13 protein-coding genes and 2 pseudogenes are annotated in these 15,290 nt (G+C 66.9%); 9 read left to right on the top strand and 6 right to left on the bottom strand.

Features of this window, described 5'->3' with window-relative positions:
- The 5 genes from ACWELJ_RS28610 to ACWELJ_RS28590 form a co-directional block, all read left to right on the top strand.
- The coding region (locus ACWELJ_RS28610; protein ID WP_452369224.1) for a ComF family protein at window positions 1-371 on the top strand (371 nt) is incomplete at its 5' end.
- Window positions 372-604: 233 nt separating this feature from the next.
- The gene (hpf, locus tag ACWELJ_RS28605) at window positions 605-1,270 is read left to right on the top strand and encodes a ribosome hibernation-promoting factor, HPF/YfiA family (RefSeq protein WP_452369226.1); all 666 of its coding nucleotides are present in this window, start codon (window positions 605-607) and stop codon (window positions 1,268-1,270) included.
- A gap of 166 nt (window positions 1,271-1,436) precedes the next feature.
- Window positions 1,437-2,582, top strand: coding sequence for an RNA-guided endonuclease InsQ/TnpB family protein (locus ACWELJ_RS28600; protein WP_452369223.1), 1,146 nt, complete (start codon window positions 1,437-1,439; stop codon window positions 2,580-2,582).
- 367 nt (window positions 2,583-2,949) lie between these two features.
- Entirely contained in the window at window positions 2,950-3,375 is a 426-nt protein-coding gene (locus ACWELJ_RS28595; protein ID WP_452369222.1) for a hypothetical protein, read from the top strand.
- Between the two features lie 85 nt (window positions 3,376-3,460).
- Window positions 3,461-3,763: a helix-turn-helix domain-containing protein gene (locus ACWELJ_RS28590; protein WP_452369221.1), complete on the top strand. Its 303-nt coding sequence runs from the start codon at window positions 3,461-3,463 to the stop codon at window positions 3,761-3,763.
- A 176-nt stretch (window positions 3,764-3,939) separates the two neighbouring features.
- On the opposite strand, the gene bluB is transcribed toward ACWELJ_RS28590, so the two are convergent.
- The 6 genes from bluB to ACWELJ_RS28560 form a co-directional block, all read right to left on the bottom strand.
- Window positions 3,940-4,572 carry a 5,6-dimethylbenzimidazole synthase gene (bluB, locus tag ACWELJ_RS28585; RefSeq protein WP_452369225.1) on the bottom strand — a complete coding sequence of 211 codons (633 nt, stop codon included), beginning with the start codon at window positions 4,570-4,572 and terminating at the stop codon, window positions 3,940-3,942.
- Between the two features lie 142 nt (window positions 4,573-4,714).
- Window positions 4,715-5,965, bottom strand: coding sequence for a fatty acid desaturase family protein (locus tag ACWELJ_RS28580; RefSeq protein ID WP_452369220.1), 1,251 nt, complete (start codon window positions 5,963-5,965; stop codon window positions 4,715-4,717).
- Window positions 5,966-6,059: 94 nt separating this feature from the next.
- Entirely contained in the window at window positions 6,060-7,535 is a 1,476-nt protein-coding gene (locus tag ACWELJ_RS28575) for a fatty acid desaturase family protein (protein ID WP_452369219.1), read from the bottom strand.
- 154 nt (window positions 7,536-7,689) lie between these two features.
- Window positions 7,690-8,853: a ferredoxin reductase gene (locus ACWELJ_RS28570; RefSeq protein WP_452369218.1), complete on the bottom strand. Its 1,164-nt coding sequence runs from the start codon at window positions 8,851-8,853 to the stop codon at window positions 7,690-7,692.
- A gap of 193 nt (window positions 8,854-9,046) precedes the next feature.
- Window positions 9,047-9,637, bottom strand: a complete 591-nt coding sequence (locus tag ACWELJ_RS28565; protein WP_452369217.1) for a DUF6912 family protein — start codon at window positions 9,635-9,637, stop codon at window positions 9,047-9,049.
- Window positions 9,621-11,042 (bottom strand): WS/DGAT/MGAT family O-acyltransferase, encoded by a 1,422-nt coding sequence (locus ACWELJ_RS28560; protein ID WP_452369216.1) that lies wholly within the window; start codon window positions 11,040-11,042, stop codon window positions 9,621-9,623. Before ACWELJ_RS28560 ends, ACWELJ_RS28565 begins: the two co-directional genes overlap by 17 nt.
- A 461-nt stretch (window positions 11,043-11,503) precedes the next feature.
- Here ACWELJ_RS28560 and secA point away from each other — a divergent pair, with 461 nt between their 5' ends.
- From secA to ACWELJ_RS28540, 4 genes and pseudogenes are all read left to right on the top strand, one after another.
- On the top strand, window positions 11,504-14,329 hold the full coding sequence (gene secA / locus ACWELJ_RS28555; RefSeq protein ID WP_452369215.1) for a preprotein translocase subunit SecA: 2,826 nt from the start codon (window positions 11,504-11,506) through the stop codon (window positions 14,327-14,329).
- 171 nt (window positions 14,330-14,500) lie between these two features.
- Entirely contained in the window at window positions 14,501-14,740 is a 240-nt protein-coding gene (locus tag ACWELJ_RS28550; RefSeq protein WP_452369214.1) for a hypothetical protein, read from the top strand.
- A gap of 144 nt (window positions 14,741-14,884) precedes the next feature.
- Window positions 14,885-15,121, top strand: a pseudogene (locus tag ACWELJ_RS28545) (AAA family ATPase); the annotation flags it as partial.
- Window positions 15,122-15,195: 74 nt separating this feature from the next.
- A pseudogene (locus tag ACWELJ_RS28540) lies at window positions 15,196-15,290 on the top strand (hypothetical protein); the annotation flags it as partial.

The following is a 15,290-nucleotide window of genomic DNA, read 5'->3' as shown; positions in this document are numbered from 1 at the left end:
ACACCTTCGACGGACCCGAAACCGCCTGGCACGCCGCCGTTCTCGCCGATCCGGCGGCGGCCGTTCCGGTGGTGCGTGCCGCGCGCGTCGCGGCGGGTTGGCTACCGGGTTGCCGGCTGGTACGCGTGTTGTGCATGGGTCCTGGGGTGCGTGACTCGGTGGGCCTCGGGCACCGCGATCGCCAGCACAATCTGCACGGGCGGATCATGGTAGCCACCACCCGGCCACCGAGTGCCCTGTTTCCGGCAAATGCCGAGGTAGTGGTGATCGATGACGTGTTGACCACCGGTGCCACGGTGACCGAATCGGTCCGCGCGCTCACCGCCGCGCGGATCGCCGTGCGTGCCGTGCTGGTTACCTGCGCTGCTTGATTCTTCGAAATTTGCGTGAACACTGGCGGACAGGTCGCTGGCGCACTAGGTTGGCGATCAGACACCCGAACCGCAAGTTTGGAGGTGGCGCCTCGGACATATGTGCCGATGCGAGTTCCATCGGTCGGCACACGTTTCAATCCCGCCGCACGAGCGGCTTGTGCGGCCAGATCCGGGAGGTACGCGTGACGACTTCTTCACGACTCTCAGCGAAGAACGCAAGCACCACGGTGCTGCTCGATGACGAGGTCATCGACGAATCAGCCAGTCGGGCCACCACGGCGGACGTCGTGGTCAAGGGCAGGACCCTGGGGGAGGGCGGAGTGCCCGACCATTTCCGAATTCACGTGGCGGACAAGCTCTCTCGTCTGGAGCGCTTCGACCCCACCATCTACCTCTTCGACGTGGAGCTCACTCACGAACGTAACCGTCGTCAACGCAAGCTCTGCCAGCGGATCGAGATCACCGCGCGGGGCAAGGGCCCGATCGTACGGGCCGAGGCCTGCGCCGACAGCTTCTACGCCGCCCTTGAGGGCGCGGTCGAGAAGCTCGAGAGCCGATTGCGCCGGCTCAAGGATCGCCGTCGCGTGCATCACGGGGACAAGACGCCGATCTCGGTCGCGGAGGCGACCGCGGGTCTGGTGGACGAATCGCTGTTCTCCGACAACGGATCCGAGGCCCACGACCATTCGGCTGCGATGGAAGGCGAATCCGCCGGTCCCGGCCATGTCGTGCGCACCAAGCAGCACCCCGCGATACCCATGACGGTCGATGACGCCCTCTACCAGATGGAGCTGGTCGGCCACGATTTCTTCCTGTTCCAGGACAAGGAGACCGACCGACCGTCGGTCGTCTACCGTCGTCACGCCTTCGACTACGGGCTCATCAGGCTCGCGTAGTCGCGGTACTCGGGACATCCGCCTTTTCGACCGGGGCCACGGGACAGGCCCCGGTCGCCTGTTGTCCGGGGTGCTCGTGTTTTTACGCATGTGGAGTGCGAAAACGCAGTGTTTACCTGTGCGTATTTCGCTGTTGTCACTCATAAGCCACCGCTAATCTGTGGTTGTGCAGCTGCGGTACAACTTCCGTGTCTACCCGACGCCCGGCCAAGCGAATTCGCTGGCTCGGGCGTTCGGGTGCGCGCGGGTGGTGTACAACGACGGACTCCACGCCCGGCGGCAAGCGCATGCGGTCGGGGTGAGGATCAGCGACGCCGAACTGTCTAAACGGCTGACCGAGGTGAAGAAGACCCCGGAACGTGCGTGGCTGAGTGAGGTGTCATCGGTGGTTCTGCAACAGGCGTTGGCGGACTTGAATACCGGCTACCGCAACTTTTTCGCCTCGGTTACCGGGCAACGCAAGGGTGCCCGGGTCGCGCTGCCAAGGTTCCGGTCGCGCAAGGACAATCGGCAGTCGATCCGGTTCACCAAGAATTCGAGGTTCGCGATCACCATAGGTGGCAAGTTGCGTCTGCCAAAGATTGGAGACGTGAGGGTCGCGTGGTCGCGGGACCTGCCGTCCGATCCGTCGTCGGTGACGATCATCAAGGACGCGTCGGGCCGGTACTTCGCGTCGTTCGTCGTGCTGGCCGACGATCAACTGTTGCCCAAATCGGATTCCGAGGTCGGTATCGACCTGGGTTTGTCGACGTTCGCGGTGCTCTCGGATGGAAAGACCATCGCTTCGCCGCGTTTCCTGCGCCACGCCGAACGCCGGTTACGGAAAGCGCAAAAAGCACTGTCCCGCAAGGATAAAGGCTCGAGAAATCGCGCCAAAGCGCGAGTGAAACTCGCTCGCGCGCATGCGAAAGTGGCCGATACGCGGCGGGACTGGGCGCACCAGAATTCCACCCGAATCATCCGCGACAACCAAGCGGTGTTTGTGGAGGACTTGTGCGTGAAGGGTCTCGCCCGTACCCGCCTGGCGAAGTCGGTGCACGACGCGGGGTGGGGCGTGTTCACCCGCATGTTGGAGGAGAAAGCCGCCCGGTACGGGCGCACGTTCGCCAAGGTGGACCGCTTCTTCCCCTCGACCCGCCTGTGTTCGGTGTGCGGGGCGGTCGGGGAGAACAAGCCGTTGCATGTGCGGGAATGGACGTGCACATGCGGTGTCACTCATGACCGCGATGTGAACGCGGCGATCAATATCCTGGCCGCCGGACGGGCGGACAGGTTAAACGCCTGCGGAGGGATGGTAAGTCCTGTCGCGTAGCGGTAGGCGCGTCCCGGTGAAGCAGGAACCCACCGGAGCGGCGTTCAGGCGTCGCAGGAGGAATCTCCGGCCCTCGGGCCGGAGAGGATGTCAACAAGGGCGCTCGCCGTCGGTCGGTCGGTGCTGGAAGCCGTCTAGCCGACACGCTTCCGCGCCACCGGTGCGACTGCTGGGTGGCCGTGTCTCGCGGGTGTTCGCTACGCGAATGCGCCGCGGCGCCGAATTCGGCACACATGTGTCTTCCCACAGGTGAGACGCCGATCCGGTACAGCGGAACGGGGTTTCCGGCGGGCGGATCGAAAATCTTTGGTGGCGACCCGGCATCGAATGGGTATCCCTGGGGAAACGAGCTGGGCGGAGGCGGATCATGGGCGGCAGGACGATGATCGGCACCGCGGCGGTCGTGCTCGCGGCGGGGATCGCCGGGGCGGGAAGCGCTGCGGCGCTGCCTCTTCCGGCCACCGGATCCGAGGGCGGGCAACCGGTCTCCGACCTGAAGCTGCGGCTGCACGACGCCGGACACCACGTCGGGGAACGGTATCCCGTCTACGGGCTGGTGTATTCGGACGCGGCGGTCTGGACGCTCGGGTTCGTACACGGCGAGCCGACCCGGTACTACACCATCGACGGGGCGCGAGTGGAGCTCACCGGACCGGTGCGGGATTCGGTCAAGCAGGGTGACGAGTTCAGCGGGACCATCACCATCAACGGCAAGAACGACTCGGGGGATCCCGTGGTCACCTTGGACGACGTGTCCGTCATCGGGCACCGCCCCACCGACGCGCTGCGCTGAGCCGACCCGCCACGCGACTCGGCCGGACCCGCCGCGCGACTCGGAATGATTGCCGCGCGGAACACATCCGGCACACAATCGAGGTGTGGGTTTCCGGGAGTGGAAACAGGCGGTATCGAACGGCGACAGTGACCGCGCCATCGCCGCGCGGATGGGCACCAACCAGATGCGGGTGTCCCGGCACCTGAGCGTCGACTCGCCGGTCGCGGAAACGGTCATCGCGTTCAGCCGCACCTACGGGGTGAGCCCGATCGAAGGCTTGATCGCGGCCGGGTTCCTCACCCGCGACGACGTCCTGCGCGCCTCCCTGGTGGAAGCGCTGCGCGAGGCGACCGGCGCGGAATTGGCCGCCGAGGTGGCCCGGCGGCTGGCCGAACCCGAGGGGTGACGGGCGGCCACAAGCGTGGTCGCGGCAACTGGCCGATAACTATGCACGGTCGGTCACATGTGACCGATAGAGCAATTTCGTATGTTCACATCGCTGTGGCCTGGGCTGCGGCACGATCCCGCTGAACGACGAAACCCCGATCCGCGTGTGCGGATCGGGGTTTCGCGAGTCCGGGGTCAGTCGTCGCAGCGCGGCGTGAACCGCTCCCAGTGGATGGCCGATTCGAGCGGGCGGCGATTGCGCCAGCCGAACCGCTCCAGGTCCGGGACCTGCTGGAATTCATGGACCGGGCCGACGCAGAGCCAGGCCACCGGCTTCACGCCGGGCGGCAGGTCGAGCAGGCCGGTCAGGAAGGGCTCGTCGTAGAAGCTCACCCAGCCGACGCCCACGCCCTCGGCGGTGGCGGCCAGCCACAGGTTCTGGATGGCCAGGATGGTGGAGTAGATGCCGGTCTCGGGTACCGTGGCCCGACCGAGCACGTGGGTGCCGCCGCGGGCCTGATTGTGGGTCACCACGATGCCGGTGCCGCTCTCGACGATGCCCTCGATCTTGATCGGATTGAAGGTCTCGGCGCGGTCGGCGGGCAGCGAATCGTTGAACTCCTGCCGCTTCTCGGCCACGTGGTCGGCGAACTTGCCGAGCGTGCCCGGATCGCGCAGCACCACGAAATCCCACGGCATGGAATTGCCGACGCTGGGCGCGCGATGGGCCGCCTCGAGAATTCGCAGCAGGGTGGCGTCGTCGACCACCTCGCCGGTGAATTCGGCGCGGACGTCACGACGCAACTTGATGGCGTCGTAGACGCTCAGACATTCGAGGGGGCTGATCGGGCCTTCGGAACACACGCGATCCAGTGAACCAGGCCGGAGATCGGCCGATCCTGGCAGCCCTCCACAGCGAAAACGCCTCCCTCCGGGAGTCCGGTGGGAGGCGTTCACGGTCGTCTGGTGACTAGCCCGCCATGGCGGGTTCGCGGCGGGCCAGCTTGCGGCGGCCCTCCTGCAGCGCGGTGCGCAGGCCGCGGCGGCGGCCGGTCCGCGGGTCCACGCTGGCGGCGCCGCCGAACATCTTCTCCGACTTGGTTTCCGGAGCGTCATCGGTGGAACGGCGCAGGTACTTGTTGGGCAGCGACAGCTTCATGATGGTGCGCCACGACTTGGCGTACTGCACCGGCAGCGAACCGGTGGTGTAGGGCAGGTCGTACTTCTCGCACAGCGCCCGCACCCGCACCGCGATCTCGGCCAGATGGTTGGACGGGATGTCCGGGAACAGGTGGTGCTCGATCTGGTGCGAGAGGTTGCCGCTCATGAAGTGCATGAGCTTGCCGCCGGAGATGTTGGCGGAGCCCAGCATCTGGCGCAGGTACCACTCGCCCTGGGTCTCGTTGTCGCAGTCGAACTTGGTGAACTTCTCCGCGCCGTCGGGGAAGTGGCCGCAGAAGATGACCGCGTTGGTCCACACATTGCGGACCACGTTGGCGGCCAGGTTCGCGGTCAGCGTGCCCAGGAAGGCGGGGCCGGTGAGCAGCGGGAAGATCAGGTAGTCCTTGGCGGCCTGCTTGCCGATCTTCTTCAGCACCAGCTTGCGGTCGGCTTCGAACTGGATCCGCTCGGGAGAACCCGGGGCCCACTTCTTCTTGGCGACCTTGCCCAGCTCCAGGTGCTGGATCGCGACGCCGTATTCGAAGAACATCTGCAGCAGCAGGTTGTACACGGGCTGGCCGAGGTAGAACGGCGACCAGCGCTGATCGCGGGTGACGCGCAGCAGGCCGTAGCCGATGTCGTCGTCCATGCCCAGCACGTTGGTGTACTTGTGGTGCAGGAAGTTGTGGGTGATCTTCCAATGCTCGGACGGGCCGGCATTGTCCCATTCCCATTTGGTGGAGTGGATTTCCGGATCGTTCATCCAGTCCCACTGCCCGTGCATCACATTGTGGCCGATCTCCATGTTCTCGATGATCTTGGCGGTGCCCAGCAGGGCGACGCCGGCCAGCCACGCGGGCGGGAACAGACTAGCGAAAAGCACTGTGCGGCCACTGATTTCGAGGCCACGCTGGAGACGGATCACATTGCGGATGTAACGGGCATCCTTGTCACCCAGGGATGATTCGACCTCGCGGCGGATGGCGTCCAGCTCCGCCCCGATCGCTTCGACATCCTCCGGGGTGAGGTGCGCGTATTCCTTGACATCCGAGATCGCCATGCTGGTTACAGTACCGTAGGTTACGGTCCCGTAGGTTGCGACGATCGAATCTCTACCGTGTCGAATACCGCATTGTTTTCGCGACGTGCGTCTGCTAGCGATTGCGGCGAAGCTTACGCGAGAACCAGCCCTCGCGCTGAGCTTTCTCGGTCAGCAAAGCCTTTTCCGCCAAAGCCTTTTCGCGCAGCGCCTCCTTGGCCTCGCGCAGCACCTGCTTCTCGTGCGCGGCCTTCTCCTTGAGCACCACCTTGGCCTCCTGCAACGCCGACCGCAGCCCGCGCCGCGCACCCGTCTCCGGATCCAGGCCCCAGCTCGGCTGATGCTCGGCCAGCCACTCCGACGCGTTGTGCACGGCCAGCCACTCGCCGGACTTGTTGTGCTCGGCCAGCCACTCCGAACCGTTCCACGCCGGCAGTGAGATGCCCGCGAACTTGCGCTCCGAGGAGGTCTCCGGCGCGTCGTCGGCGGTCCGCCTCAGCCACTGGTCCGGCAGCGCCAGCTTGTGGATGGTGCGGAACGCCAGCAGGTACTGCTTGCCCAGCGAGCCCGTGGTGTAGGGCAGGTCGTACTTGTCGCACAGCTCGCGCACCTTCACCGACACCTGCGCGTAGCGGTTGCTCGGCAGGTCCGGGAACAGGTGGTGCTCGATCTGGTAGCTCAGATTGCCGCTCATGAACGCCATGGCCGGTCCCGCGTCGAAGTTCGCGCTGCCCAGCATCTGCCGCAGGTACCACTCGCCCTGCGTCTCGTTCTCGAACTGCTCCTCGGTGAACTTCTCCGCGCCGTCGGGGAAGTGGCCGCAGAAGATGACCGCGTAGGCCCACAGATTGCGGACCAGGTTCGCGGTGGCATTGGCCTTCAGCGTCGACTTCCACGCCGGACCGGTCAGCGCCGGGTAGATCACGAAATCCTTGGCGATCTGCTTACCGGCCTTGCGCCAGAACGCCTTGTTCGGCTCGTTGACGATGTGTCGCGGCGGGAAGATCTGGCTCGGCGGGATGCCCATCTGCTCCTTGGTGGCGGCCAGATCGTGCAGCGCGATGCCCCACTCGAACAGCGCGGCCAGGAACAGATTCGCGACCGGCTGCACCAGGTTGATCGGCTTCCACTCCTCGTCGCGCGTCATGCGCAGGATGCCGAAGCCCAGATCGTCATCCATGTCGAGGATGTTGGTGTACATGTGGTGCGAGTAGTTGTGCGCGGCCTTCCACTGCGCCGACGTCCCCGTCATATCCCACTCCCACGTGGTGGAGTGGATCTCCGGGTCGTTCATCCAATCCCATTGCCCGTGGCTGACATTGTGCCCGAGCTCCATGTTCTCGATGATCTTCGCGACCGAGAGCAGGGCGGTGCCGGTCAGCCAGGCCCAGCGCTTCTTCGAGGCGAACAGGGTGGCGCGACCGGCCGCCTCGAGGATCCGCTGCGCGGCGATGGTGCGCTTGATGTAGCGCGCGTCACGCTCGCCGAGTGAATGCTCGACATCGCGCTTGATGGTGTCGAGCTCCTGACCCAGAGTCTCGATATCGGCCGCCGTCAGATGGGCGAACGCCTTGATGTCGGTGATGGCCACCGGCAGGTCCTTCCGTGGTTGATCTGCCTCGCACCGCTGCGCGGATGGGCGGCCCCGAACGGGGCCGGTCAGGCTCGATTGCTATCGAGGGTAGCCGTTCTCGGGCGGGGCGTCTCACATGGTGCGGTGTGGGTCGGGCCCGAGGCGGTGTCGGTCAGACCTCGAGGGTGCAGTCGCCCGCGGCCGCGGAGATGCAGGTCTGGATCTTGTCCCCGGCGCGGTGTTCCTTGCCGTTGCGCAGATCCCGCACATGCCCCTCGGTCACGGTCACCACGCAGGTCTGGCAGATGCCCATGCGGCAGCCGAACGGCATCTGCACGCCCGCGCTCTCCCCGGCCTGCAGCAGCGTGGTCGCGCCGTCCACCTCGACGGCGCGGCCGGCCTTGGCGAAGGTGACCGTGCCGCCCTCGGCGGTGGCGCTGCGCTCGATCTCGAACCGCTCCACATGCAGCTTGTTCTCGATACCGGCTGCGGCCCAATGCTTTTCGATCTCGTCCAGCATGGGCAGCGGGCCGCAGGCCCAGGTCTCGCGCTCACGCCAGTCCGGGCACACGGTGTCCAGATCGGCGAGCGCGAACTTGCCGTTCTCGCCGGTGAGGTGCAGGTGGGCGGTGAAACCGGGACGGCGGTCGTGCAATTCGCGCAGCTCGTCGCCGAACATCACGTCGTCGGGGGTGCGGGCGGAGTGCACGTGCAGCACATCCGGCACCGCGTCGCGGCGATCCATGGTGCGCAGCATGGCCATCACCGGGGTGATGCCCGAGCCGGCGGTCAGGAACAGCACCTTGCGCGGCGCCGGATCCGGCAGCACGAAACCGCCCTGGGGCGCGGCCAGGCGCACGATGGTGCCCGCCGGGACGCCGGAGACGATATGGCTGGACAGGAAGCCCTCCGGCATCGCCTTCACCGCGATGGAGATGAGCCGGCGGCCCTTGTGGGTGTCGTCACCGGTCCAATCCGGCGGGCAGGTCAGCGAATACGAGCGCCAGTGCCAGCGGCCGTCCACCAGCACGCCGATGCCGATGTACTGGCCGGGGGAGAACTTGAAGTCGAAGCCCCAGCCGGGCTTGATCACCAGGGTGGCCGAATCCGCGGTCTCCTTGCGGACCTCCACGATGCGGCCGCGCAGCTCGCGCGCCGACCACAGCGGGTTCACCAGGTGCAGGTAGTCGTCGGGCAGCAGGGGAGTGGTGATCCGGGCCGCGGCCCCGCGCAGGGCGTCGAGCGGAGTCCGCCCGGCGTTCCCGCCTTCGGCCACCGGGGCCTCCAGCCATTCGCGCAGTCCTCGCACGGAGAATCCGCCACTCTTCGATGCCATATCCCAGAAGCTTTCTGTCGTCGTGCACGCTGGTCAGCGCTTCGTCGCGCACCGGCTGCCCATGTGACAGGCAACCATCACAGCCAGGTTACGGCATCGTAGGTTCGGAGTACCTCTCGAAGCTCCCGAGCCCCCGATTCCGCGAACCGGGGGCTCGGATCGAGGGCGGTGATGGGCGGGCTTCGCCGGATGGTCAGAGCAGATCGAGGAGGAACGGAAGTTCCTGGGCGGCGTACCACGCCAACTGGTGGTCCTCGGCGTCGCCGAGGACGAATTCGGCGTCCGCGTCGCCCATGTCGGCGGCGTCGATGACCTCGACGGCCTTGGCCACCTCGGACTCGGCCTCGGCCAGGTCCACGTGGATCGACGCGATGCGGTCGTAGGGGATGGCGGCGGAGAGCCGGACCACGGCGTCGTCGAGGTCCGGGCGCAGGGTCGCGCCGGTCACGTCGGCGGCGATCACCGCGCGGCGGAAGATCGGGCCGCGGGGCGCGGATTCGCCCGCCTCGTCGCCGACGTCCTCGCCGCCCAGGTCCGCGGCGGCCTGTTCCTCGGCGAGCAGCCGCAGCGAGGCGCGCGCGGCCTCGGCCATGGCGACCTCGGCGAGTTCCTCGTCGTCACCGGAGGCGTAGGCCTCGCGCAGGGCGGGGGTCACCGCGAAGGCGGTGTCGTTGAGCGCGCGGATCTCCCGGTCCCGCACCAGTTCCCGCAGCATCGGCACCGTGGCCGGGACGTAGACCCGTAGCTTCTTCGATACGGCGGACGACTCACTGGACGCAGGCACCGAGCATCTCCTCCATCGACTCGTGCACCGAAGCGGTCAGCACCGCGATATCGGCCATGGCGTCGCGATCGGCCGTGAGTCCGTAGAACACCCGCCCGTCGTAGGACGTGAGCCCGATACTCAGAGCCTGAAAGCGCAGCAACGGCGATACCGGGTACATCTCCAGCATCCGCGCGCCGCCGATGTACATGGGCTGCTGCGGACCCGGCGCGTTGGTGATCACCAGATTGAACGTGTGTTCTGCAAAAGTACTCGCCGAGCGCACGCTCATGGCATGCAGGCTCGCCGGAGCGAATCCGGCCATGTGCACCAGCGTGCGCGCCCGCACCCCGCGCTGATGGCGGGAGTGCGCCTCGGTCGCGTGCTTGATGTGCTCGATCCGGATCACCGGATTCGGTTCGCCGACGGGCAGATCCAGCAGCAGCGAGGTGACCTCGCCCGCGGGTTTCAGCTCTCCGTGCGGACCGTCGGCGTACACCGACATGGGGACCACCGCGCGCAGCGCGTCGGCCTCGGTCAGCACCTGCCCGCGCGAGAGCAGCCAATTGCGCAGCGCGCCGGTCACCACCGCGAGGATCACGTCGTTGATGGAGCAGTCGAACCGCTTGCGGATCTTGCGGTAGTCCTCGAGATCGGTGCGCACCACCTCGAATCGGCGATTGCGGGAGGTGCGGGTGTTCAGGGGGCTGTCGGGTGCGCCGATGGCCGCGGTGCGGACCATGGACACCAGCTTCGCCACGGCCTTTCCGGTGGCGTCGACCATGGCGAAGGCCTCGGCGACATGGTGGCGGGCCACCTCCAGGCCCTCGCGCGGCTGGGTGGCCAGGTGCGCGACCGCGCCGAGCAGCAGTTCCAGTTCGGCGGGTTCGCGGTGGGCGACCCAGGCGTCGTCGGCGACCTCGCGGGGCGCGGTCGAGGTGTCGAGGATCACATGCCCGATCTCGAGCGCGCTGTCGCCGTCCACCAGGGCGGAATGGGTTTTGGTGAAGATCGCGCAGCGGCCCTCGGACAGGCCCTCGACCAGGTACATCTCCCACAGCGGGCGACTCGGGTCGAGCGGGCGCGACGCCAGCCGGGCCACCAGGTCCAGCAGCTGTTCGTCGGTGCCCGGCTCGGGCAGCGCCGAGCGCCGCACGTGGTAGGTGATGTCGAAGTGGCTGTCGTCCACCCAGATCGGGCGGCCCAGCGCGAACGGGATCTCCCGCACCTTGCGCCGGTACAGCGGCACCAGCGGCAGCCGCGACTCGACCAGCGACACCAGCCGGTCGTAATCCAGCGGCCCCGGCCCGGAATTACCGGCCGGCGTGGGATTGCGCAGGATCGCCAGCGAGCCGATGTGCATGGGGTTGCTGCTGGATTCCAGCCGGTAGAACGACGCGTCCTGCGGCGTCAGTCTGGTGATCACGCTGCCCGCTACTCCCTTATTCCTGCCCGCGCCCCGCAGTTTTCCCCCTGCCGTGGCGCCGGCTTTCACGCGGCACGAGCCGCCTGCAGGAAAGCTATCGCAATCCGATCACCTGGGGGAATGGATGGGCCGCACTGCCCGAGATCGCGCACCGGCGTCGGTGCCGTCGCTCCGGGTGCGCGGACGCGGACCGCCGCACGCCGGATCCCCTACATGGTACGTCAGGGGTCTCGAATCAGCCCGGGCCACAAGGCCATTCGCTGGGCGTTCGCCGAGGGTCGGGAGCAGTGCCGCGGCCGTCGCGTTTTCACAGCTTCTCCTCAGCGCCCGGGCAGTCCCGTGCGCAGTTCAGCACCTACGATGGGGGCCGGATTACCATGGCTTGTGAATGCGCGCCCGCGCGCAGGCCTTCCGCCATGGTGGGGGCTACCGACAACACCGACCAGAGGACTACAAGACCCGTGCCTGCGCTGAGTTTTTCAAGGTTGCTACGGATTGGTGAAGGTCGCACGGTCAAGCGGCTGGCAAGCCTGGCGGACGAGGTCATCGCCCTCGACGAGGAGTTCACGGCGCTCTCCGACGCCGAGCTCCAGGCCAAGACCGCGGAGTTCAAGCAGCGCTACGCCGAGGGCGAGACCCTCGACGAGCTGCTGCTGGAGGCCTTCGCGACCGCGCGGGAAGCGTCCTGGCGAGTGCTCAACCAGAAGCACTACAAGGTGCAGATCATGGGCGGGTCCGCTCTGCACATCGGCAATGTGGCGGAGATGAAGACCGGTGAGGGCAAGACCCTGACCTGTGTGCTGCCCGCCTACCTCAACGCCATCTCCGGCGAGGGCGTGCACGTCGTCACCGTCAACGACTACCTGGCCAAGCGCGACTCCGAGTGGATGGGCCGCGTGCACCGCTTCCTCGGCCTCGAGGTCGGCGTGATCCTGGGCGGCATGACCCCGGCCGAGCGCCGCGAGGCCTACGCCGCCGACATCACCTACGGCACGAACAACGAGTTCGGCTTCGACTACCTGCGCGACAACATGACCCACACGCTGGACGATCTGGTCCAGCGCGGGCACAACTTCGCCATCGTCGACGAGGTCGACTCGATTCTGATCGACGAGGCGCGCACCCCGCTGATCATCTCGGGTCCGGCCGACGCCTCCTCGAAGTGGTACGCGGAGTTCGCGCGCATCGCGCCGCTGCTGAAGAAGGACCTGCACTACGAGGTCGACATCAAGAAGCGCACCATCGGTGTGCACGAGGCGGGCGTCGAGTTCGTCGAGGACCAGCTGGGCATCGACAACCTCTACGAGGCCGCGAACTCGCCGCTGGTGAGCTACCTGAACAACGCCATCAAGGCCAAGGAGCTCTACACCCGGGACAAGGACTACATCGTCCGCGACGGTGAGGTCATCATCGTCGACGAGTTCACCGGCCGAATCCTGGTGGGCCGCCGCTACAACGAGGGCATGCACCAGGCCATCGAGGCCAAGGAAGGCGTGGAGATCCAGCCGGAGAACCAGACGCTGGCCACCATCACGCTGCAGAACTACTTCCGCCTGTACGACAAGCTGTCGGGCATGACCGGTACCGCCGAGACCGAGGCGGCCGAGCTGCACCAGACCTACGGCCTGGGCGTGGTGCCGATCCCGACCAACAAGCCGATGGTCCGCCAGGATCAGTCCGACCTGATCTACAAGACCGAAGAGGCCAAGTTCGCCGCGGTCGCCGACGACATCCAGGAGAAGCACGAGCTGGGCCAGCCGGTCCTGGTCGGCACCACCTCGGTCGAGCGCTCGGAGTACCTGTCCAAGCTGCTGACCAAGCGCGGCATCGCGCACTCGGTGCTGAACGCCAAGTTCCACGAGCAGGAAGCGCAGATCGTCGCCGAGGCGGGTCGCCCGGGCGCGGTCACCGTCGCCACCAATATGGCCGGTCGTGGTACCGACATCGTGCTGGGCGGCAACCCGGACATCATCGCCGACATCCTGCTGCGCCGGCAGGGCCTGGACCCGGTGGAGACCCCCGACCAGTACGAGGCCCAGTGGCACGCCACCCTGGACCGGGTCAAGCAGCAGGTCGACGCGGACGCCGAGGCCGTGCGCGAGGCGGGCGGCCTGTACGTGCTGGGCACCGAGCGCCACGAGTCGCGGCGTATCGACAACCAGCTGCGCGGTCGGTCCGGCCGGCAGGGCGACCCGGGCGAGTCCCGCTTCTACCTGTCGCTGGGCGACGAGCTGATGCGGCGTTTCAACGGCGCGGCGCTGGAGTCGATCATGACCCGGCTCAACCTGCCCGACGATGTGCCGATCGAGGCCAAGATGGTGTCCCGCGCCATCAAGTCGGCGCAGACCCAGGTCGAGCAGCAGAACTTCGAGATCCGCAAGAACGTCCTCAAGTACGACGAGGTCATGAACCAGCAGCGCAAGGTGATCTACGCCGAGCGCGCCCGCATCCTCAATGGCGAGGACATGGAGGGCCAGGTGCAGGAGATGATCACCGACGTGATCACCGCCTACGTCAACGGCGCCACCGCCGACGGCTACGTCGAGGACTGGGATCTGGACAAGCTGTGGGGCGCGCTGAAGACGCTGTACCCGATCGGCGTCGACGCCAAGGACCTCACCGGTGAGGTCGAGGCCGGCGAGGCGGGCGACCTGGGCCGCGAGGAACTGCTCGACGCGCTGCTCGACGACGCGCATTCCGCCTACGACAAACGCGAATCCGAGATCGACGGTCTCGCGGGCGAGGGCAGCATGCGCAACCTGGAACGCCAGGTGCTGTTGAGCGTGCTGGACCGCAAGTGGCGCGAGCACCTCTACGAGATGGACTACCTCAAGGAGGGCATCGGCCTGCGCGCCATGGCGCAGCGCGACCCGCTGGTCGAGTACCAGCGTGAGGGCTTCGACATGTTCGCGGCCATGCTCGACGGCCTCAAGGAGGAGTCGGTCGGCTTCCTGTTCAACCTGCAGGTCGAGGTGCAGCAGCCGCAGCCGGTGGGCGTGAACGTGGCCGCGGGCCTACAGTCGCCGGTCGGCAACCGCCCGTTGCCCACCCAGGAGGACGCGGCGCAGGCGGGCAACGGCGCTCCGGCGGCCCTGCGCGCCAAGGGAATCGACGAGTCGGGCCCGCGCGGGCTGTCCTACAGCGGTCCGGACGAGGGCGGCCACGCCGCCGTGCGCAGCGACAGCGACGAGTACGGCGCCGACGACGCCCAGGGCGGCACCCGCCGCGAGCGTCGCGAGGCGGCCCGGGCGCAGTCCAAGGCGGATCGGTCCAAGCGCCGCCACTGAGTTCGCGACCCTGTCGAAACGTGCCGCGCCCCGGGTGTTCTCACCCGGGGCGCGGTGTTTTCCGCAGTGCGCCACACGTTTTCGCGCGGTCATGAAACGGTCATGATCGATGCGGTGGAATTGCTTCCGAATCGATCGCCGGGTGGTGATCGAAAAGGAAGGAATCGCACAATGTTCAAGACTTTCGCACTCGCCGCCGCGACCGTCGGTATCCTCGGGGCGGGCGTGGCGACGGCGCACGCGGAGACCCTGACGGTGGACGGCAGCTACTCCTCGCTCGACGGCTGCGCCGCGGACGGAAACAATGGTCAGTTCCAGTCCGGCGGTGTGCTGCTGCGCGGTGAGGACGGCTGGCGGTGGAGCTGCGATCAGGGTGCGGACGGGCTCTGGTACATGACCATCTTCCGCTGATCGGCGGGCCGCCCGGCCGAAACCTATTCGGGTGCTTTTCACTTCGACGGTCGCGATAAGGGGCCTTTCTATCGCGCGAACTCGGTTGCGCGTTAATTGAATTGCTCCTATTGATCTTGTGATCTGCGTCATTCGGGACAATTTGTGCCAGTTACTTGCGGAGGGCTTGGTTGCACGCTATTAGCTAGACTAAATTTCCCGAATGTGTGGGAGGACCTGAAGCTCTACGGGAGGGAACGAGAACGCATCCACGTGGATCGCGTTCTCGCGGCGGCGCGTTCGGGCCGCGGTGCGGCGCTGATCCTGTCGGGGGATCCAGCGATCGGCAAGACCGCCCTGCTGCGCGCCGCGCTCGACCAGGCCGCGGACTTCCGGGTGCTGCGCTGCCAGGGCATCCGCGCCGAATCCGGCCTGGACTACGCGGCCCTGCACGAACTGCTGCTACCGGTCGCCGACCGATTCACGCGGGCGAGGCGTTCGGGCTGCCGTCCATCCACGAGGCCGTCGCGTTCTGCGGCTGTGAACGACTCGGGCACGGCGTGCGCATCAC

It is taken from the genome of Nocardia sp. NPDC004582 (assembly GCF_053602115.1).
This window is presented reverse-complemented; position numbering and strand designations above follow the sequence as displayed.